This window comes from Enterobacter mori LMG 25706, from assembly GCF_000211415.1.
GTDB lineage: Bacteria > Pseudomonadota > Gammaproteobacteria > Enterobacterales > Enterobacteriaceae > Enterobacter > Enterobacter mori.
Genome location: NZ_GL890776.1, coordinates 92781 through 113046, shown reverse-complemented (window position 1 = coordinate 113046; position 20266 = coordinate 92781). Strand labels below are relative to the sequence as shown.

At 55.2% G+C, this 20266-nt stretch carries 15 protein-coding genes and 1 other RNA gene; 7 read left to right on the top strand and 9 right to left on the bottom strand.

Going from position 1 to position 20266, the window contains the following annotated elements; translation table 11 throughout:
* Position 1: 1 nt before the first annotated feature.
* The 3 genes from ENTMO_RS0110370 to ENTMO_RS0110360 form a co-directional block, all read right to left on the bottom strand.
* Positions 2 to 2545 carry a fimbria/pilus outer membrane usher protein gene (locus ENTMO_RS0110370; protein WP_029485047.1) on the bottom strand — a complete coding sequence of 848 codons (2544 nt, stop codon included), beginning with the start codon at positions 2543 to 2545 and terminating at the stop codon, positions 2 to 4.
* A 28-nt stretch (positions 2546 to 2573) separates the two neighbouring features.
* Positions 2574 to 3251: a fimbrial biogenesis chaperone gene (locus ENTMO_RS0110365; RefSeq protein WP_010430201.1), complete on the bottom strand. Its 678-nt coding sequence runs from the start codon at positions 3249 to 3251 to the stop codon at positions 2574 to 2576.
* A 61-nt stretch (positions 3252 to 3312) separates the two neighbouring features.
* A complete protein-coding gene (locus ENTMO_RS0110360) occupies positions 3313 to 3843 on the bottom strand; it encodes a fimbrial protein (protein ID WP_029485046.1) in 531 nt (176 codons plus the stop codon).
* Between the two features lie 432 nt (positions 3844 to 4275).
* Between ENTMO_RS0110360 and ENTMO_RS0110355 the strand changes: the two genes are divergently transcribed.
* A complete protein-coding gene (locus tag ENTMO_RS0110355; protein WP_010430197.1) occupies positions 4276 to 4935 on the top strand; it encodes a helix-turn-helix domain-containing protein in 660 nt (219 codons plus the stop codon).
* 78 nt (positions 4936 to 5013) lie between these two features.
* Positions 5014 to 5640, top strand: coding sequence for a helix-turn-helix domain-containing protein (locus ENTMO_RS0110350; protein ID WP_010430194.1), 627 nt, complete (start codon positions 5014 to 5016; stop codon positions 5638 to 5640).
* A 46-nt stretch (positions 5641 to 5686) separates the two neighbouring features.
* Here the strand turns inward: ENTMO_RS0110350 and ENTMO_RS0110345 are convergent, their stop codons facing one another.
* The 3 genes from ENTMO_RS0110345 to ydiJ all read right to left on the bottom strand — a co-directional run bounded on the left by ENTMO_RS0110345 (position 5687) and on the right by ydiJ (position 9431).
* The gene (locus ENTMO_RS0110345; RefSeq protein WP_010430192.1) at positions 5687 to 5881 is read right to left on the bottom strand and encodes a YdiH family protein; all 195 of its coding nucleotides are present in this window, start codon (positions 5879 to 5881) and stop codon (positions 5687 to 5689) included.
* A gap of 86 nt (positions 5882 to 5967) precedes the next feature.
* Complete coding sequence (gene menI / locus ENTMO_RS0110340; RefSeq protein WP_010430189.1) at positions 5968 to 6378, bottom strand: 1,4-dihydroxy-2-naphthoyl-CoA hydrolase; 411 nt, start codon at positions 6376 to 6378, stop codon at positions 5968 to 5970.
* On the bottom strand, positions 6375 to 9431 hold the full coding sequence (gene ydiJ, locus ENTMO_RS0110335) for a D-2-hydroxyglutarate dehydrogenase YdiJ (protein WP_010430186.1): 3057 nt from the start codon (positions 9429 to 9431) through the stop codon (positions 6375 to 6377). The genes menI and ydiJ overlap by 4 nt, the downstream gene beginning before the upstream one ends.
* Positions 9432 to 9631: 200 nt before the next feature.
* Between ydiJ and ydiK the strand changes: the two genes are divergently transcribed.
* Together ydiK and rprA are read left to right on the top strand one after the other, a co-directional pair.
* On the top strand, positions 9632 to 10747 hold the full coding sequence (ydiK, locus tag ENTMO_RS0110330; protein ID WP_010430184.1) for an AI-2E family transporter YdiK: 1116 nt from the start codon (positions 9632 to 9634) through the stop codon (positions 10745 to 10747).
* A 209-nt stretch (positions 10748 to 10956) separates the two neighbouring features.
* Positions 10957 to 11064, top strand: an RNA gene (rprA, locus tag ENTMO_RS25215) — antisense sRNA RprA.
* Positions 11065 to 11070: 6 nt separating this feature from the next.
* Here rprA and ENTMO_RS0110325 read toward each other — a convergent pair.
* The 3 genes from ENTMO_RS0110325 to ppsA form a co-directional block, all read right to left on the bottom strand.
* On the bottom strand, positions 11071 to 13446 hold the full coding sequence (locus ENTMO_RS0110325) for a glycoside hydrolase family 3 N-terminal domain-containing protein (RefSeq protein ID WP_010430182.1): 2376 nt from the start codon (positions 13444 to 13446) through the stop codon (positions 11071 to 11073).
* A 3-nt stretch (positions 13447 to 13449) separates the two neighbouring features.
* A complete protein-coding gene (locus tag ENTMO_RS0110320; RefSeq protein ID WP_010430180.1) occupies positions 13450 to 14850 on the bottom strand; it encodes an MFS transporter in 1401 nt (466 codons plus the stop codon).
* Positions 14851 to 15084: 234 nt separating this feature from the next.
* Positions 15085 to 17463 carry a phosphoenolpyruvate synthase gene (gene ppsA, locus ENTMO_RS0110315; RefSeq protein ID WP_010430177.1) on the bottom strand — a complete coding sequence of 793 codons (2379 nt, stop codon included), beginning with the start codon at positions 17461 to 17463 and terminating at the stop codon, positions 15085 to 15087.
* A 335-nt stretch (positions 17464 to 17798) separates the two neighbouring features.
* Here ppsA and ppsR point away from each other — a divergent pair, with 335 nt between their 5' ends.
* The 3 genes from ppsR to hemP all read left to right on the top strand — a co-directional run bounded on the left by ppsR (position 17799) and on the right by hemP (position 20212).
* A complete protein-coding gene (gene ppsR, locus ENTMO_RS0110310) occupies positions 17799 to 18632 on the top strand; it encodes a posphoenolpyruvate synthetase regulatory kinase/phosphorylase PpsR (protein ID WP_010430176.1) in 834 nt (277 codons plus the stop codon).
* Positions 18633 to 18784: 152 nt separating this feature from the next.
* Positions 18785 to 19831 carry a 3-deoxy-7-phosphoheptulonate synthase AroH gene (gene aroH / locus ENTMO_RS0110305; protein WP_010430174.1) on the top strand — a complete coding sequence of 349 codons (1047 nt, stop codon included), beginning with the start codon at positions 18785 to 18787 and terminating at the stop codon, positions 19829 to 19831.
* Between the two features lie 192 nt (positions 19832 to 20023).
* Entirely contained in the window at positions 20024 to 20212 is a 189-nt protein-coding gene (gene hemP, locus ENTMO_RS0110300; protein ID WP_010426061.1) for a hemin uptake protein HemP, read from the top strand.
* The last annotated feature ends 54 nt before the right edge of the window (positions 20213 to 20266 follow it).

Sequence of the window (20266 nt, the reverse complement as noted above, 5' to 3'; positions counted from 1 at the left end):
GTTAATGCTCCTGGCGACACGTGGCACTCACGTCCGTTATTCCACTGTAGGTAGATTGTTTCGGCAGATTGAAATCAGCACGGCATTGTTGACTGTCCTGGTTTCCCCAGGTCGCAACTAACGTCCCCTGCTCGCTCATGCCGGTCAAATACACCTGGCCGCGATCGCCCACGATGAAACTGCTGTTACGCTCACCCGCGAGGGTGACCACGGCGCCAAACGGGACGGGGCGGTTGTTGTCTGTCAGGGTCATCAGCACCCGACGTCCGACTCTGGAAAGGTAGTCCGCTCTCACCACCGCCCCGCGCGTCGGGGTGACCGTACGGGTATTGATCTCCAGCTCAACATCGTCAGGCATATTTTCCGGATCGAGGATGAGATCGTTTTTTCGGTACACGGACAAATTACTGACCACCGTATAACCGCGATAATCCGTACGTACTCCGGACTGATTTCGGATATCGACACCTCGCGCACCGGGCGCTTTTATCAGGGCATTCGTCTCACCCAGCGGCTGAGAAAACGTGACGCCATCGGCGTGTGCGAGTATGCCCCCCTGCAGCCCGTAATTCAGACGCTCGCTGTTTTTGTCGTAGCCATAGCCCGCCGTCAGTTCGCCGTAAGTGCCTTTGTAATCACCGTTCATGTTGCCGGTGTAACCCACGCCGTTCGTGCCGTAACCCTGCTGCACGTTCCAGCTGAGCGCGGTGTTCTCGAGCGCAACGCCGTTCATGCCGATATTGTGCGTGGTGCCGTTATTCTTGCTGGCGCTCATGGCATAGTTGGCCCACGTCCGCGGCAGGAATTTATCCAGCGGCACGCTGACGTTGAATGCCAGCTGCTGGTCATGGTCATAGGTTTTCCCACTCCCGCTGCCGTATGACGCAGCGCTGGCATTTTTACTGTATGTCCAGGTCACCCCGTAGCTGATGTTATGCCAGTCGTTGTTGTATCCGACACTCCAGGAAGCCATCGACTTACCGGTGTTCCAGTAATCTTCCCGCGCCGCGCTAAGGGTTAGAGACCCAAGGTCGACGCCCAGCGTCTGGCTCATCGTCAGCTCTGCGCGGTTACGCCGCCTCTCCTGAAGCGCGCTGCTGTCTCCGTAAGAATCCAGCACCTCCTGCATCCCGTAATAACCGCGGGTTGAATAGCGGTATCCCGCGATGGAAACGTTCGTCCCGGTATTCACGAAATTCTTGCTATACCTCGCGCGTAAGGACTGACCGTTGGTTTTGGCTGTGTTATCCGGCGTTGACCAGCCCTGCGTGACGTCTGCTGAGAGCGCGCCGAAATCGCCCATGTTCTTACCCACCCCCATCGCCAGCGAACGATATCTGCTTGAGCCCTGCACTCCGCCATAGAGGGTGATCCCGTGCTTCAGGCCATAAATGCCGGTAAGTTGCCCGAAAGGCGTGTTGTCCACGCTGTGGTTATAGGATCGATATTGCCCCCCGGTGAGGGCATATTTCAGACGGCCTTCACGCTGCAGTACCGGCAACGACGCATACGGCAGTATGAAATGTTGCTCGCTGCCATCGGCTTCTTTGATCGTCACGTCCAGATCGCCAGCCCCTCCGGTCGGATACATATCCGTAATCTCGAATGCACCGGGTGCTACGTAGCTTTGGTAGATCTGATAACCATTCTGCCGCACCACAACCTGCGCATTGGTGCGCGCGATACCCCGCACGACTGGGGCATACCCCTTCAGGGAATCTGGCAGCATGTCGTCATCAGATGCCAGCTGAGCACCACGAAACGGCATACTGTCAAACACGTCAGCTGGTGCAGAACTGTCTCCAAGCGTCAGCTGTGCTTTCAGGGGGATCACGGCACGCTGCGCATAGGTATAGACGGTGTCCCACTTGTCCTGACCGGAACCGTCCCGTGACCACGTGGAGTAATTGCGCAGACGCCACGGACCGATATTGATCCCCGGACGCAGGTTGGCATATCGGCTGTTGCTACTGTTGCCTTCACCGTGGCTCGCCCGGGTGTTCGCGCCGCTCAGGCTGTAATTGAGCATGGCCGCCGCGATCCCCTCATCCCACATCTCTGGCGACACATAGCCTCGCGCGGGCAGATCGATCGCCGCCTGTGGAATGCTGATCAGAAGGCGCTGAGCGCCAAACTGAAAATCGGTACTGGCTTGCGGAATGGCCTGAAGATCCGCGCAGGCACTTTTTCCCGAAGCAAGCTGAGGAAATAGCGCGGTTTTCACTCCCCACTGTTTTAACTGGTCGATACTCAGGCAAGGCTGCAATATCTCATTACCGTTGTCGCTTTTCACTGCGGCAAAGGCGATATCGCGGGTCTCCATTAACTGGTCGTCAAGAATGATGTCAACATGGTACGTTCCCGGTGCCTGAGAGCCTGTTTCAAAAGCCGACAGGTCTGCTTTGCCCATTCCAGGATTATCCAGCTCAACCAGTTCCGTATTAAACGTTTCACTGGCATAAAGTGCCGGTGATGAACCGGCAAGTGCGCAGGCGATAAATATCGCCAGACGAGCAGGCCGTATCCTATGCGTTGAGGTTGTCATTGCAGGAAACCTAATGAATGCACGAGCATCAGAAACTGGCTTGATGTGCGGTGCCAGGACTGCCATAGTCATTAATGACTTTAAATGTGAGAGAATGACCACTCACCCCTGCAGGTAATAAAAACCGGGCTGATGCGCCGGGTAAAACATAGGTCACATCATCAAGTTTTCGCCCGCCCAGGGTAATCTCATTGAAATTGATCACGTAGGGCGTGGGATTATTCACCTGAATCGCATTCCCGGATTGTTGCCACGTTAATTTATTCGCTTGTTCTTCCGGAGTTGACGCACGCAGACCTTCAGGCCGATAAATTAATTTAATCCGCGTCTTTACCGCAATTTGCAGGGCGTTCATCTGTTTTGAGGCTGAGGGAATCGCTTTAATATTCAACCAAAATAAACTTTCCTGCTCCTGAGGCAGGGAACTCGTCATTACAATGCGCTCAAGGTTTTTTTGTCCACCGTCCAGGCGATACAGCGGCGGCGTAATAATAAACGGCGCTTTACCCGACACCCCATCCTGCATATCTATCCAGGACTGGATTAAATAAGGAGTATTGTCAGGGTTAGTAATATTGATTGTAGCTTCTTTCTTCGCACCCTCGAAAATAACGCGCGTACCACCAATAATAACCCCGGCATTGGCCGTCATTAATGCCAACGGTAACAGCGCCACCGCCAGCCCTGTTGTTCTGATAAAATGCATGGGAAAAAACCTCTTAAAACAAAGGGGCCGGGTTGGGGCCCCTACTGATTGCTGCAAAAACTCAGTTGTAAACCACGGAGAAGTTCGCGACCGAGTTTGCCGGACCGGCAGTGACTGACGCGGCGGTCGAAATATACTGCGCATAGAAGTTCAGCGTATTATCTGCGGTGCTGCTCAGTGCATAGGAATAGCTGTTGCTGCCATGCAGAGGCAGATCGGCCTTATCGGCGCTCATCAGGTTGATTGCCACCCCTGTTGCCGCCCCTGCCACCGAGGAGTCAATTGCCAGCAGGCTGGCGTTGCTTAAATCAGGCGTACCGTCAAAGCGCACTTTCGCGTTAGTCACCGTGACCGGACAGTTTTTCAATACAATACTGAATTGTGTGGCAGCGGTTCTGGCTCCCGTTGTCGGGAATTCAGTTTTATAATAATCGCCTAATACGACGACCTGGTTCTGAGAAGCCACATCAACGTCGCAGGCGGAATCCAGAATATTACCGTTAAAATTAACGGTACCCGCTGCAGCAAAAGCCTGCGTCATCGGCAGTGCAGAACTCACTGCCAGCATTGCCATCATCATTTTCTTTTTCATCATATCCTACCCTGTATCACTTTATTTATTACTGAAATCCGGGCAAACGTTCCCCACAAGCTTCAATCAACCTGAGCGTTGCCTTTTATTTTTGTCAGGAACCCGATAAATGACTCACAAATAGAAGTCTGAGCATTCCTGTCGACGAGTCAAAATTTAACCAACTCTTATTCCGCACACAATTCTTTTGAGGTCTAGCTGTAGACTGACATTTAACAATCGCGAAACATCTCCTTTTAGATAAACCTTAGACAGATTATTCAGGGTCTACTTTTAGACTCTTAATACAAATCCTTTAAATTCATAAGATTAGATTTTACACATCCACAAGTCTATTATTAGACCTGCTTCGATCATTCCCTGAAATGCTGTTTTTTAAGATAATTCTTTATGCCGATCAAAAAATGATCGCATGAGTGAATGAGGCAGCTGATGAATACCAGAATGGCTACAGAATATAGTAAAGACAATTCCACCGTGCTCCACCTAAAACCCTATAAGCACATTGAAAAAATTATCGATACCCTACTTCCTTCAGCAGAAAGAAAAATACTGTCCAGAGGGGAAGTGGTTCACTATTACAAGAGCGATATTCGCCAGTGTTTTTTACTGATCCAGGGGAGCGTGGCATTACACCGCCGTGGAGATGGTATTGTCTTAAATTCTGAATCAGCGCCCTTTATTCTGGGTGTAAGCAGCCAGTTCTCCTCTGAGCATCTTTATGTCAGGGCGCTGGAAACCTCCGAAGTCGCGGCTGTGTCGCTGGAGCGTTTTAATTGCATCGTTGCGCAGCAAAATCTGTGGGAGCATTTTTCTAACCTGCTGATCTATACCGCCTCACGCGTCTATGAACACTGTGCCCAGATATCGCAAATGTCGGCTTACGACATCATCCGCTTTCAGCTTGTTGAACTGATGCAGGAGCCTGAGGCGATAAGGCTCAACACGACCGCCGCGGCTTATATCAAAAGCCGGACCTATCTTTCCCGTAGCGGTATTATGCGTATTCTGGCGGAGTTACGAACGGGTAAATACATCACTATGGCGCGCGGAGTGCTGATGGATATCCATCACTTGCCCCGAAAGTACTGACCTCACATTTATATCTGGAGAAGGTGGAGGATAAGAGCGACACTATAATCAGTCCGATCTTTTTTCAGGTTTCAGACAATGTCTTCAGCACAACAACATCGCGGCTCTCCCTACGCCCGGGAACTGATCTCTTATTTAGAGCCGTACTGCACCGCGCGCAGAACAGGCCGTGGTGAGCAATTCGATCTTCAGGTCAACGGCAAGGGGATCTGTTATTTAATTCTGGAGGGGACAATTGCCGTCTACCGCAGAAGCGATGACATGATGCTCTCCACCGCCCGCAGCCCTGCTCTGTTTGGTCTCGCGAATCTGACGGACATTTATTTCAATGATTACATCAAAACCGTGAGCCCATGCCTGATTGGCATTCTCCCTACCGAGAAGGTCAGTGAAATTATTAAAGAGAAAGCGTTATGGGGCCTGCTTTCTAACCAGCTGATGTTTGTCTATAGCCGACTGTATAACAACGTAATGCCACAAGGCGCACCGACGGCGTATGAGATGATTCGCCAGCAGCTTCTTAAGCTGATGGAGGAAGATGAGGCTTATCGGCTCGGCGTGACGGCAGAAAGGTATATCAGGGAAAAAACGCAGCTCTCGCGCAGTGGCGTTATGCGCATTCTGGCCGATCTAAAAACAGGCGGATTTATTGAAATCGATGAAGGCAGGCTGATAAAAATCAATAAGCTTCCCGCCAAATACTGAATTCCAGACACAAAAAAGGCCGCATACGCGGCCTTTTCATTCGCACTCAATGGACGTGAACGCCCAACCGCCAGGCAAAATAGATCTCTTCTTTCAGCTCGTTTGAAGAGAGCGCCAGCAAATCTGCAAATTCCAGCTCAAGTTGTTTCAGTTTTTTCAGGTACTGCGCCGGAGACAGGTTGCTCTTATCGCGACGTAAATATTCAATTGCCAGTTGGGTTGGGGTTATTTCAGTATCCATGATGTCCTCGCTTATGTACAAATCCTGGCCAGTATATCACAACGCGCTGGCTAGTTTTTGACCATGGGCAAAAACATCAGGAAACTTTACACAACTGCCGTCGTCAGTCTTGAGGAGCAGCACAGGCGTTCCTGCTCATCGAGAATATCGATCTGCCACACCTGATGACGGCTCCCGGCATGAAGCGCGCGGCAAATACCGCGCACGCGCCCACTGCGAACAGAGCGGATATGGTTAGCGTTCACCTCCAGCCCGACAACTTTCTGCTCCCCTTCGGTACAGAGATAGCCCGCAACCGAACCCAGCGTTTCGGCCAGCACAACGGACGCACCGCCGTGCAGCAAACCGAACGGCTGATGCGTGCGGCTATCGACGGGCATCGTCGCTGCCAGCTCATGCTCGCCAATGCGGGTAAACTGGATGTCCAGCAGCCCCACCATGTTTCCCTCGCCCATGGCGTTTAACGCCTGCAGCGTCACCGCACGTTTCCAGATCATCCGATAATCTCCAGCAAAGCCTGTAATGGATGGCGAACGCCGTTACCCTCAACGCGTTTCACCTGGCTGCGACACGAATACCCCGTGGCCAGACAGCGGTTACGCGGTAGACGCTGCATCGCCTGTTGCCACGATAATTCATAGATCCCAAGCGAATTGGCGTGGTTTTTCGCTTCGTGCCCGTAGGTACCTGCCATACCGCAGCAGCCCACGCTGACGTTTTCCAGCTTCGCGCCAAAACGGGCAAAAATAGCGGCCCACTGGGCAGGTGCACCCGGCAGTGCCGTGACTTCAGTACAGTGGCCAAAGAGATACCATGGCTCACCGCTGGCCTCTCGTGCGGCAGTTTGCTGTAGCGCTAAAGGCAGCCACTCGTGTACCAGCATGACGTGGAAATCACCGCGTTTTTCGCCCAGCGTCTGCTTGTACTCATCGCGGTAGCACAGTACCAGCGCCGGATCGACGCCGACCATGGGTATACCAAGCTGCGCCACGCGATTCAGGAAGTCAGACGTTTTCTGCGCCGTCTTCGCAAAACGGGTCAGGAAGCCCTTAATGTGCTGCGCCTTGCCATTCGGGGAGAACGGCAGCACAACCGGCTGGTAGCCCACTTTTTCCGCCAGACGGATAAAATCGGCCACCACCTGTGCATCGTAATAACTGGTAAACGGATCCTGCACCACCAGCACCACGTTGGCTTTTTGCGCATCACTCAGGGCTTCAAGCTGCTCCAGCGTCATGTTTGCCGAGCGGTGTCCCACCAGCTGGCGTTGCAGCGACGGTGTCGAGAGCAGCGGCAGATCCACCATGCCGATATGTTTTTCGGAAAGCTTGCGCACCAGCGGCTGATTGATAAAGAAGTTAAAGGTCTTCGGCGCACGCGCCATCAGCGGGGCGTAGCTTTCCACCGTCGCCACCAGATGGTCGCGCATCGGTCGCAGATAGCGCGTGTGATACAGCTGCAGGAAGCGCGAGCGGAACTCTGGCACGTCGATTTTGATCGGACACTGCGTCGAACAGGCCTTGCAGGCCAGGCAGCCGGACATGGCCTCTTTCACTTCATGCGAGAAGTCGTATTCGCCTTTATTCGCATGCCAGCTGTTGCGGGTGCGTTCGATAAGGGAACGCAGGCTGGCGCGTTTTTCCGGCAGTTCCTGCTCGAGCTTGAGCGGGTCGACGCCGCGGTCCGCCAGCAGTCGCAGCCACTCGCGCACCAGCGTCGCACGCCCTTTTGGCGAGTGGATACGGTTGCTGGTGATTTTCATCGACGGACACATCGGGCTCTTCACATCGAAGTTAAAGCACAGGCCGTTGCCGTTGCACTCCATCGCGCCACGCCAGGAAGAGCGCACCGCAATCGGGATTTGTCGGTCATAGGTGCCGCGCTTGACCGCATCCACCTGCAGCATTGGCGCGTCAACGCCCTCCGGCGGGCAAATCTTACCGGGATTGAGGCGGTTATCCGGGTCGAAGGCCGCTTTGACCTTACGCAGTTCACCGAAGAGCTGCTCCCCGAAGAACGCAGGGCTGTACTCCGCGCGGAACCCTTTGCCGTGCTCACCCCACAGCAGGCCACCATATTTGGCGGTTAAGGCCACCACGTCGTCGGAGATCTCCTTCATCAGGATCTCCTGCTGCGGGTCGCACATATCCAGCGCCGGACGCACGTGCAGCACGCCCGCGTCCACGTGGCCAAACATGCCGTAGCTCAGGCCGTGGCTGTCCAGCAGCGCGCGGAATTCAACGATGTAATCCGCCAGATGTTCCGGCGGCACGCAGGTATCCTCGGCAAACGGGATCGGCTTCGCGGCCCCTTTCGCATTCCCGAGTAGCCCCACCGCTTTTTTACGCATCGCGTAGATACGCTCAATGCCGGAGAGATCGTTGCACAGCTGCCAGCCGATCACGCCGCCTTCACCACGTGCAATCAGTTCGTCCAGCCGCTGGCACAGCGTGCTAACCTGACGTTCGATCAGTTCGGCGTCATCGCCAGCGAACTCAACGATGTTCAGACCGAGCATCTCTTTGTCGGGTACATCGGTAATCAGCTCACTGACCGAATGCCAGACGATATCTTCCCTTGCCAGGTTCAACACTTTTGAGTCAACGGTTTCCACCGACAACGCCCGCGCATCCACCATAAACGGCGCATTGCGCAGGGCAGAATCGAAGGAGTTGTATTTAACGTTCACCAGGCGACGCACCTTCGGCAGCCGGGTGATATCCAGACGCGCTTCGGTAATAAACGCCAGCGTACCTTCCGAACCGGTCAGCACGCGGGTTAAATCGAACTGGGTCAGGTCGTCGTTAAAGACGTGACGCAGATCGTAACCCGTCAGGAAGCGGTTCAGTTTCGGGAATTTGTCGAGGATCAGCTGACGGTTATCGCGACAGCGCTCCAGCACGGTGCGATAAATCCGCCCGCTCGCCGTGCTCTCTTTACCCAGCGTCTCGGCCAGCTCGACCGGCATTGGCTGGGTATCGAGGATGTCGCCCCCCAGAAGCACCGCGCGCACGCCCAGCACGTGATCGGAAGTTTTACCGTAGACCAGAGAGCCCTGACCGGATGCGTCGGTATTGATCATCCCGCCAATGGTCGCCCGGTTGCTGGTCGACAGTTCCGGCGCAAAAAAGTAGCCGTACGGTTTTAAGAATTGATTAAGCTGATCTTTGATAACCCCCGCTTCCACGCGCACCCATCCCTCTTCAGGGTTGATTTCAATGATGCGGTTCATATAGCGGGACATATCGATGATGATGCCCTGGTTCAGCGCCTGCCCGTTGGTGCCGGTACCGCCGCCACGGGGTGTGAAAACCAGGGAGGTGAAGCGCTCCTGCGAGGCCAGACGGGCAATCAGCGCCACATCCGCTGTAGAGCGTGGAAAAACGACGGCATCGGGGAGAAGCTGGTAGATACTGTTATCGGTCGCCATTGTCAGCCTGTCGGCATAATTCGTGGCGGTATCACCTGTAAAACCCTGTTGCTCCAGTGCTTGCAAAAAATTAAGCACCAGCTGAACGACGCCAGGTGCCTGAGAAATCTGTGGGATCATCACTGTCGACCCTAATTAGAGTTGTTGTGGAAATCGTTTGCGTTGTATCACAACTTTTTATCACATTTTTTTCTTATGCGCTCAGCAGAATTACGGGCAAAATCCGCCTGTCAAAAATCGCTGATATCACTAATGATTAGAGAAAGGCGGTTCACGTTCTCGCCAGCCATGCTGGTGTTCATTTAAGGAAAGTTACGTTTATGGTTAATCTTCGTCAGCCCAGGGATGTTGCGCAAATTTTGCTGTCGGTGCTGTTTTTAGCCCTGATGATTATTGCGTGTCTGTGGATTGTTCAACCCTTCGTGCTTGGCTTTGCGTGGGCCGCTACCGTTGTCGTCGCCACCTGGCCTCTGCTATTACGGCTGCAGAAACTGCTGTTTGGCCGCCGTGGCCTGGCGGTGCTGGTCATGACGCTGCTGCTGTTCATGCTGTTTATTATTCCGATTGCCCTGCTGGTAAATAGTCTTGTCGACTCCAGTGGCCCGGTTATCCGTGCCGCCACCAGCGGGGATCTGACGTTGCCGGATCTCGCGTGGCTTAACAGCATTCCACTGGTCGGTGCAAAACTCTATAGCGGCTGGCACAGCCTGCTGGAGATGGGCGGCAGCGCGCTGATCGCGAAAGTGCGGCCGTATATTGGCACCACCACCACCTGGTTTGTCGGTCAGGCGGCGCATATTGGTCGCTTTATGATGCACTGCGCGCTGATGCTGGTCTTTAGCGCGCTCCTGTACTGGCGCGGTGAGCAGGTTGCCCTTGGGGTGCGTCATTTTGCCACCCGACTGGCGGGTAAACGCGGCGATGCCGCCGTGCTGCTGGCTGCGCAAGCCGTCCGTGCCGTTGCGCTGGGCGTGGTGGTGACCGCGCTGGTGCAGGCGGTGCTGGGCGGTATCGGTCTGGCCATTTCCGGCGTGCCGTACGCTACCGTCTTCACCGTTGTCATGCTGATGACCTGTCTTGCGCAACTGGGACCGTTGCTGGTGCTGGTGCCTTCCATCATTTGGCTCTACTGGACGGGCGATACCACCTGGGGCACTGTGCTTCTGGTCTGGAGCTGCGTAGTCGGCACCATGGATAACGTCATTCGCCCGATACTGATCCGCATGGGTGCTGATTTACCGTTGATTCTGATCCTGTCAGGCGTTATCGGCGGGTTAATCGCGTTTGGGATGATCGGCCTCTTTATCGGCCCGGTGCTGCTCGCAGTGACATGGCGTCTCTTCTCGGCCTGGGTGCATGAAGTTCCCCCTCCGGGTACCGACCCGGACGTGATTTTGAGCGAACTGGAAGAGCTGGAAGAGAAGAACACGCATTAAGTTTTTTTGCCGGGTGACGCTAGCGCTTACCCGGCCTACGTTCCCCCTCATAATACTTTAACGCTGCTAAAGTATTTATTCATTGCTCACTGGTCAGACCCGCCATTTCAGCAGCAAGTCCGCTGCTAACCTCAAGAAATCTTTACGTCTCTTTAACTATTGAGACGAATCTGATCGACGCTAAAAGCCGACATGCCTACTATTAGGACACGGTTATAAATCAACACCTTGATTTATAAGCATGGAAATCCCCTGAGTGAAACAACGAATTGCTGTGTGTAGTCTTTGCCCATCTCCCACGATGGGCTTTTTTTTTATCCTGACTACACGCGCCTAACCTGACAGGTACTAAGCATCCGCCACTCAGCAGGCAATACCCGCGTTTCCCCTGTCACATTGACCATCACCGCCTCGCGAATATTCCCCGACGATGCGCCAACCTGCAGTTCAAACTCACCCGGCTCAACGATGCGTTTCCCGTCGCGACGGGTAAAGTTGAACATCTCAACCGGTAGCGTAAAGGTGAGCGTGGCGGTTTCGCCCGGCGAGAGCGTGACGCGCTGGAAGGCCTTCAGCTCCTGAAGCGGCCGCACCTGCGTGGCGACCTTATCCCTGACGTAAACCTGTACCACCTCGCTGCCGCTGCGCTCACCGGTATTGGTGATATCCACATTCAGCGTCACCTCGCCGTCGACCGGCACGCTGGATGCCGCCACTTTTGCCGGTCCCCAGCTAAACTGCGTCCAGCCGAGGCCGAAGCCAAACGGGTAACGCGAACCGAAATGGAACGCAAACGGCGTGCCGCCGCTTTTGAGCTTGTGATTGTAGTAATACGGCATTGCTCCGGCGCTTTTCGGCACGCTCACCACCAGACGCCCCTGCGGCTCCGCCCGCCCCGTCAGCACGTCCGCAATCGCCCAGCCCCCTTCCTGCCCGGGCGCCCAGGCCATCATCAGCGCCGCGACCTTATCTTCGAGGCCCTGAAGGTTGTACGGACGCCCGCCGGTCATCACTACGATCACCGGTTTACCGGTGGCGACCAGCGCTTCCAGCAGCTGTTGCTGCACGCCAGGCAGATTCAATGAGTCAGTATCTGAGCCTTCACCCACGGTGCCGCTCTGGAACAGCCCGGCCAGATCGCCAACGCAGGCCACCACCACGTCACTTTGTTGCGCGGCGTCTACCGCCTCGGGGATCAGTGCGGTGCTCAGTGAAACCGGCGACTGCTGCATCGGCTTACCACCACTGTCGCCGGGGAAGACCGGCGCGCCCGCCATCCGTTTTTCAATGATGTGGCACCCTTTGGCATAGCGCACGTTCGATGCACCCAGATAGTGTTCCAGCGCCGCGCGCGGGGTCGTCACCTGCGACGTCTCTTCCACCATGTCGCTGATGATCAGGTGTACCGGGAAGCTGTAACCGCTGAGTAACGCCAGCGGATCGTCTGCCGTCGGGCCGACCAGCGCAACGCGAGGCTTTCCGCCGAGGGGCAGAATGCCATTGTTTTCCAGAAGCGTGATCGACGTTGTCGCGACATCACGCGCCACCTGCCGGGTCGTCTCATTTTGCAGATCGCTGCCCTGCTCATCGGCATAGGGACGTTCAAACAGGCCAAGGCGGAATTTTTCCGTCAGCGTACGCGCCACGATCTCGTCCACCTTCGCCATCGAAATCAGCCCACGCTCTACCGCTTCCGCCAGATGGCGCGCGCAGTCATCTTTCGGCAGCTCAACGTCCAGCCCGGCGTTGAACGCCAGCGCAGCAGATTCGGCCGCGTCGTGGGAAATCCCGTGGTGCTGGTGCAACAGGCTGACGCCGCCGTAGTCCGCCACAATAATCCCATCGAATCCCCACTGTTCACGCAGGACGGTGGTAAGCAGGAAGCTGTCGCTGTGACCCGGCTGATTATCAATGTCATGGTAGGCGGGCATGACCGAACCGGCGTTTGCCAGCTTCACCGCCATTTCAAACGGCAGCAGGAAGGTATCATTCAGCTCGCTAAACCCGAGGTGCACCGGCGCGTGGTTGCGCGCCCCTTCGCTAAACGAGTGGCCAACGTAATGTTTCAGGGTCGCCAGCAGGTCGCGTTTATCGCCCTGTAACCCCTTCACGTAGGCGGTCGCCATCACCCCCACCAGCCAGGGATCTTCGCCGAAGGTTTCTTCGGTACGCCCCCAGCGCACGTCGCGGGACACGTCCAGCACCGGCGCCAGCCCCTGCTGACAGCCAACCGAGCGCGCCTCTTTGCCAATCTGCTCCGCCGCCCGCTGCACCAGCTCTGGGTCCCAGGTCGACCCATAGTTCAGCGAGGACGGGAACAGTGTTGCGTCTTTGCACAGCAGTCCCACCAGACACTCTTCGTGGAACAGCGCCGGAATACCGAGACGCGTCTCTTCCATCATCATGCGCTGGAGTCGGTTGGCCGCGCGCACGCCCGTTTTCGCATCAACAATATGCGTACCGAGCGGACGCGTGATCTGCCCCACACCCAGCTTCAGCCGTTCGCTGAGCGAGGCCTGCTCGCTCACGCCTGCGAACTCATCGCTGAGATCGCTCCGTTCGCGGTGATTGCCGTTTTCATCGAGGATCAGCCAGTACGCGTGCATCTGGGCAAACTTCTCTTCCGGGGTCATGCGCGCCAGTAAATCGGCGACGCGCTCGTGTACCGGACGTCCTGCGTCCTTATAGATAGCCGTCATGTTTTACTCCTGTATTGCAGAATGGGTTGCCGGGCTGAGCTGCCTCGCGTCGGGACGCACATCACGCTTGCCCGCAAGTTCACGGGCAATGGAATCCACCAGCCGACTGTTGAGTTTGTAAATGGAAAGAAGCGCCACCATGCAGAGGAACAGCACGCAAGGAATGAGCGTAAAGAGCGCGTTGATGGTAGAGAGCACGTGCGGCGCTTGCGTCACCTGGCCCGGGGCGTAATCCACCATGCCAAGCACCCAACCGACCACGGCCCCGCCCAGCGCCAGCCCAAACTTGATGGCAAACAGCGCGGTAGAGAAGACCAGACCGTCCAGACGACGACCGCTGCGATGCTCTTCGTAATCCACCACGTCGGAGAACATGGTCCACTGGAGCGGCGTGGTCAGGTTTTGAATAAAGCTAAAAACGATGTTGAGGCCGAATATCAGCCAGACCTGCGAAGGCGGAATGAAGAAAATCAGCGCCCCGAAAATCACGAACGTCATAATGGTCCACTGATAGGCGCGAACGCGATCAAATTTTCCGAGCAGGCGTTCAGATAATAATGCCCCGCTTAATGAGGCCACCATGCCTGAAACAATAAAGGCAAAGACCAGTTCCGGGCGCAGCAGCACATAATTGACGTAATACATGGTGGCAGAGCCACGCGTCACGACAGCCGTTAACAGCAGAATATTAAACACGAACACAATTCGCCACTGGCTGTTTTTGGTCAGCAGTTTTAAATCCGTCAGCATGGAGCCGGAGGTATCATTTCGTGGTGAATAACGTTCGCGGGTCATCAGGAAGCAGCAGAAGAATAAAACAATACCCAGCAGCCCCATCAGGCTCATGGCATAGAAATAGCCTTTCTGTACGTTACCTTGCCCCAGCTGTGACACCAGCGGCAGGGCAATCACCGTCACGATCAGCCCGCCGATAAAGGACAACCCAAAGCGCCAGGATTGCAGAGAGTGGCGTTCGCGGGGATCCAGCGTCAGCGCCCCCGGCATGGCGCAGTAAGGCACGTTAATCGCCGAGTAGATAAGGCTCAGAATGGCGTAAGTCACGCACGCATAGACGATTTTCCCGGTCGGCCCGACGTCCGGTACATAGAAGGTAATCAGACAGCTGACGCCAAATGGAATAGCAAACCACAGCAGCCAGGGGCGAAAACGACCGTGGCGCGTTTGCGTGCGGTCGACGAGCGCACCAATGCAGGGATCGATAAATGCATCGACCACGCGCACCGCTAAAAACATGGTGCCCATAATCGCGGCGGGCAAGCCAAAAACGTCCGTATAAAAATAGGCGAGAAATAATGTCGCCGTTTGCCAGACCAGCGCGCTGGCCATATCACCTAAGCCATAACCTATTTTATCTTTCGTACGTAATACAGAGGAGATTGTCATTGTTATTTGCCTTTTTATCAGGTTAAAACGTATTTCAACCAGTTGCGCATCATCTGAAGGGAAGTGCGCAGTAAGGCTCAAGTATTAGCAACGCTTTGCGCGCTAACAATTGTCTAAATTAACAGACAAATTATGATATTTGGTTTTTTGTTTTATTTGTGATGGGGAGCATATTCGGATGGAAATAAAAAAAGGCGAGGAGATATCTCCTCGCCTTTTTCCGTTTTTACGCGGTTACTTATTCAGTTCCGCCAGGCTCAGCCAGGTTTGCACCACGGTATCCGGGTTCAGGGAGAGGCTATCAATCCCCTCTTCCATCAGCCAGGCGGCAAAGTCTTCATGGTCGGACGGACCCTGACCGCAGATCCCGACGTATTTCCCCTGCTTCTTCGCCGCGCGGATGGACATCGAGAGCAGCGCTTTCACCGCCTCGTTACGCTCGTCGAACAGCTCAGAGACCACGCCAGAGTCGCGGTCCAGACCGAGCGCCAGCTGCGTCATGTCGTTCGAGCCGATAGAGAAGCCGTCGAAGTGCTCGAGGAACTGCTCGGCCAGCAGGGCGTTGGACGGGATTTCGCACATCATGATGATCTTCAGCCCGTTCTCGCCGCGCTTCAGCCCCTGACGCGCCAGCTCGTCCACCACCGCTTTCGCCTGGTCCACGGTACGCACGAACGGGATCATGATCTCCACGTTGGTCAGCCCCATGTCGTTGCGCACGCGTTTCACCGCGTCACACTCCAGCGCGAAACAGTCGCGGAAGCTGTCGGACACGTAGCGTCCGGCCCCGCGGAAGCCCAGCATCGGGTTCTCTTCTTCCGGCTCGTAGCGTTCGCCACCCACCAGGTTGGCGTATTCGTTAGACTTAAAGTCTGACAGACGCACAATCACGCGTTTCGGGTAGAACGCCGCGCCCAGCGTCGCGATCCCTTCGGTCAGACGGCCGACGTAGAACTCTCTTGGTGAGTCGTAGCCTTTCATCATCTCGCGGATTTCGTTCTGCAGCTTCGGCTCCTGGTCGTCAAACTCCAGCAGCGCGCGCGGGTGAACGCCGATCATACGGTTGATGATGAATTCCAGACGCGCCAGGCCCACGCCTTCGTTTGGCAGGCAGGCGAAGTCAAACGCGCGGTCCGGGTTACCGACGTTCATCATGATCTTCAGCGGCAGGTCCGGCATGGTATCCACGCTGGAGCTCTTCACGCTGAAGTCGAGGATGTCGGCGTACACGTAGCCGGTATCGCCTTCGGCACAGGAGACGGTCACGTTCTGCCCGTCCTTCATCCGCTCGGTGGCGTCACCGCAGCCGACAACCGCAGGAATACCCAGCTCGCGGGCAATGATCGCCGCGTGACAGGTACGACCGCCGCGGTTGGTGACAATGGCCGCCGCTTTCTTCATGATCGGTTCCCAGTCCGGGTCGGTCATGTCGGTCACCAGCACGTCGCCTGGCTCAATGCGGTTCATCTCGCTGATGTCGTGGATCACTTTCACCGGACCCGCACCGATACGGTGACCGATGGCGCGGCCTTCCGCCACGATTTTGCCCTGCGCGTGCAGCGTATAACGCTCCATCACCTGACCACGAGAGCGGACGGTTTCCGGACGCGCCTGCACGATAAACAGCTTGCCGGTGTTACCGTCTTTCGCCCATTCGATATCCATCGGACGACCGTAGTGTTTTTCGATCTGCACCGCCTGCTTCGCCAGCTCTTCCACTTCGGCGTCGGTCAGGGAGAAACGGTCGCGCTGCTCCTGCGGCACATCTTCAATCTTAACCTGCTTGCCATGCTCCTGGGTTGGGGCATAGATCATGCGAATTTTTTTCGAGCCCATGGTGCGGCGCACCACTGCCGGACGGTTAGCCGCCAGCGTAGGCTTGTGGACGTAGAATTCGTCAGGGTTTACCGCGCCCTGCACCACCATCTCACCCAGGCCCCACGCGGAGGTGATAAACACCACCTGGTCGAAGCCGGATTCAGTATCGATGGAGAACATCACGCCGGAAGAACCTACGTCCGAGCGCACCATGCGCTGCACGCCGGCGGAAAGCGCGACGCCGCGATGGTCGTAGCCCTGGTGCACGCGATAGGAGATGGCGCGGTCATTAAACAGGGAAGCAAACACGTGCTTCACCGCCACCAGCACCGCATCGTAACCCTGAACGTTCAGGAAGGTTTCCTGCTGTCCGGCGAACGAGGCATCGGGCATATCTTCTGCGGTTGCAGAAGAACGCACGGCAAAGGAGGCCTGCGCATCGTCAGCAGAGAGCTGGTTGTACGCGTCATGAATGGCTTTTTCCAGTTCCGGCTGGAAAGGTGTGTCGATGATCCACTGGCGGATTTGTGACCCGGCTTTGGCAAGCTCGGTGACGTCATCAATATCCGTTTTATCCAGCAGGTCGTAAATGCGCTGGTTAACACCGCTCTGGTCTAAAAACAGGTTAAAGGCATCGGCGGTGGTGGCAAACCCGTTTGGTACGGAAACACCCATACCGGACAGATTTGTAATCATTTCACCCAGGGAGGCATTTTTGCCCCCAACTCTGTCTACATCATTCATGCCGAGTTGGTTATACCAAAGCACCAGCGGTGACGAGCCATTGTTGGACATCGAAACAATCCTTTTGTGATATTTGATCGGAGTAAGAAACACCTGACTACGTATTTATACTGGCATATTTACTTCCGCTAAAAAAACGGTGAATCGTGTAAGCAATTTAAATTTTCAACTTTTCGGATACTTTCCCATCACTCGCTAAACCGATGATTCCTATATATTCAGCCAAAAACCACAAAAATAAAGTCGCTATTTGAAAAATGAAATCCACTTTTCAGGAAAATCAAAAACACCGTTTCATTTTAAATTCAGATAAGTTCTTTGCTGTGCAATTAACTTTTTTAATTTATGCTTTCAGACAATTAGGTTAGATATTCAGGGTGAGTAAAATGGATAGTGCTGTCGATCGCCACGTTTTTTATATTTCTGATGGTACGGCGATCACCGCCGAGGTGCTGGGGCACGCGGTGATGTCGCAGTTTCCCGTTTCGATTAACAGCATCACGCTGCCCTTTGTGGAAAATGAGAGCCGCGCCAAAGCGGTGAAAGACCAGATTGACGCCATCTTCCAGCAAACTGGCGTGCGCCCGCTGGTGTTCTATTCGATTGTTATCCCGGAAATTCGCAGCATCATTCTGCAAAGTGAAGGTTTCTGTCAGGACATCGTGCAGGCGCTGGTGGCACCGCTGCAAAGCGAGCTCAAGCTCGACCCCACGCCTATCGCCCACCGTACACACGGGCTGAACCCCGGAAACCTGACCAAGTACGATGCGCGTATCGCCGCCATTGACTACACCCTCGCCCACGACGACGGGATCTCGCTGCGTAATCTTGACCAGGCGCAGGTGATCCTGCTGGGCGTGTCGCGCTGCGGCAAAACCCGGACCAGCCTCTATCTGGCCATGCAGTTTGGCATTCGCGCTGCAAACTACCCGTTTATTGCCGACGATATGGACAACCTGGTGCTGCCCGCCGCCCTTAAGCCGCTGCAGCACAAGCTGTTCGGCCTGACCATTAACCCGGAGCGCCTCGCCGCCATCCGCGAAGAGCGCCGCGAGAACAGCCGCTACGCCTCCATGCGCCAGTGCCGGATGGAAGTTTCCGAGGTTGAAGCGCTGTACCGCAAAAACCAGATCCCGTGGCTGAACAGCACCAACTATTCCGTAGAAGAAATTGCTACCAAAATCCTCGACATCATGGGGCTGAATCGCCGCATGTACTAATATGCTAGTACATTAATCCAGTTTCAGTTATCATAATGGGCATCATCGGGGCGAATTTGCCCCGAACTTGAAATCAGCAGGGATTGGTTTAAGGTGATGCCCATCACTTCCCGGTAGTCTGCCGATGAAGCACAAAAATTCTGAGACATTCCATGAACAAAACCGACGAACTCCGCACTGCGCGCATTGATAGCCTGGTGACTCCGGCTGAACTGGCCCAGCGGCACCCCGTTTCCGCAGGCGTTGCGGAACATGTAACGGCGTCCCGCCGCCGCATTGAAAAAATCCTGAACGGCGAAGACAAGCGCCTTCTGGTGGTGATTGGCCCCTGCTCCATTCACGACCTGGATGCCGCGATGGACTACGCAAAACGTCTTCAGGGGATGCGTGAGAAGTATAAGCATCGCCTTGAGATCGTCATGCGCACCTACTTTGAAAAACCGCGCACCGTGGTGGGCTGGAAGGGACTGATTTCCGATCCTGACCTCAACGGCAGCTATCGCGTGAACCACGGTATTGAGCTGGCGCGGAAGCTGCTTTTACAGGTCAACGAGCTGGGCGTTCCGACGGCGACCGAGTTTCTCGATATGGTGACCGGGCAGTTTATCGCCGATCTGATCAGCTGGGGCGCAATTGGCGCACGGACCACCGAAAGTCAGATCCACCGTGAGATGGCCTCTGCTCTCTCCTGTCCGGTCGGCTTTAAAAACGGGACCGATGGCAACACGCGAATTGCGGTCGACGCGATCCGCGCCTCGCGTGCCAGCCATATGTTCCTGTCGCCGGATAAGAGCGGTCACATGACCATCTACCAGACCAGCGGTAATCCGTACGGGCATATCATTATGCGCGGCGGCAAAAAACCGAATTATCATGCGCAAGATATCGCAGCAGCCTGCGAAACGCTGGCCGAATTCGACCTGCCGGAACACCTGGTGGTGGATTTCAGCCACGGCAACTGCCAGAAGCAGCACCGTCGCCAGCTGGATGTCTGCGATGAGATCTGCCAGCAGATCCGCAGCGGTTCCACCGCCGTGGCAGGCATTATGGCGGAAAGCTTCCTCAAAGAAGGCACGCAGAAAATCGTTACCGGGCAGCAGATGGTTTACGGCCAGTCGATCACCGACCCGTGCCTGAGCTGGGAAGACAGCGAGCTGCTGCTGGAGAAGCTGGCAGCTGCGGTTGATTCTCGCTTCTGATGTTATTGTCGGGTGGCGCTGCGCTTACCCGACCTACGATCCGTGCCCTCTCCCTGTGGGAGAGGGCATCAGACCGCACCTCACCCCCCAAATTTGATCCCGTCACACAATTTTCACAAAAACGCTTGCCGTGAATTTGCAGTTTATTGATAATGATTATCATTGTTACATTGATTGTTATTTATAAACATTATGTCACGTACGGATAACAGCGCGGCAACGCCAATAAAAACACACACAGCGCCTTCCCCCACCTCCACTGATCGCCGTATCGACAGCAAAACCCTGCTCGGTGATGAGGGGCGGGTCATTATCGAGCATGACGGCCAGCACTATCTTCTGCGCCAGACCCATGCCGGAAAACTGATCCTGACTAAATAAACAACACGATAATTTCGCCAGCCACCCAGGTTATCCCCAGGCAGCCAGCGCTTT

Coding starts and splice junctions, on each gene's coding strand:
- hemP (WP_010426061.1), top strand. CDS start 20,024: ATGTCACGTACGGATAACAGCGCGGCAACGCCAATAAAAACACACACA.
- ENTMO_RS0110365 (WP_010430201.1), bottom strand. CDS start 3,251: ATGCATTTTATCAGAACAACAGGGCTGGCGGTGGCGCTGTTACCGTTG.
- ppsA (WP_010430177.1), bottom strand. CDS start 17,463: ATGTCCAACAATGGCTCGTCACCGCTGGTGCTTTGGTATAACCAACTC.
- ENTMO_RS0110370 (WP_029485047.1), bottom strand. CDS start 2,545: ATGACAACCTCAACGCATAGGATACGGCCTGCTCGTCTGGCGATATTT.
- ydiK (WP_010430184.1), top strand. CDS start 9,632: ATGGTTAATCTTCGTCAGCCCAGGGATGTTGCGCAAATTTTGCTGTCG.
- ENTMO_RS0110350 (WP_010430194.1), top strand. CDS start 5,014: ATGTCTTCAGCACAACAACATCGCGGCTCTCCCTACGCCCGGGAACTG.
- menI (WP_010430189.1), bottom strand. CDS start 6,378: ATGATCTGGAAACGTGCGGTGACGCTGCAGGCGTTAAACGCCATGGGC.
- ppsR (WP_010430176.1), top strand. CDS start 17,799: ATGGATAGTGCTGTCGATCGCCACGTTTTTTATATTTCTGATGGTACG.
- ENTMO_RS0110320 (WP_010430180.1), bottom strand. CDS start 14,850: ATGACAATCTCCTCTGTATTACGTACGAAAGATAAAATAGGTTATGGC.
- ENTMO_RS0110360 (WP_029485046.1), bottom strand. CDS start 3,843: ATGAAAAAGAAAATGATGATGGCAATGCTGGCAGTGAGTTCTGCACTG.
- ydiJ (WP_010430186.1), bottom strand. CDS start 9,431: ATGATCCCACAGATTTCTCAGGCACCTGGCGTCGTTCAGCTGGTGCTT.
- ENTMO_RS0110355 (WP_010430197.1), top strand. CDS start 4,276: ATGAATACCAGAATGGCTACAGAATATAGTAAAGACAATTCCACCGTG.
- ENTMO_RS0110345 (WP_010430192.1), bottom strand. CDS start 5,881: ATGGATACTGAAATAACCCCAACCCAACTGGCAATTGAATATTTACGT.
- aroH (WP_010430174.1), top strand. CDS start 18,785: ATGAACAAAACCGACGAACTCCGCACTGCGCGCATTGATAGCCTGGTG.
- ENTMO_RS0110325 (WP_010430182.1), bottom strand. CDS start 13,446: ATGACGGCTATCTATAAGGACGCAGGACGTCCGGTACACGAGCGCGTC.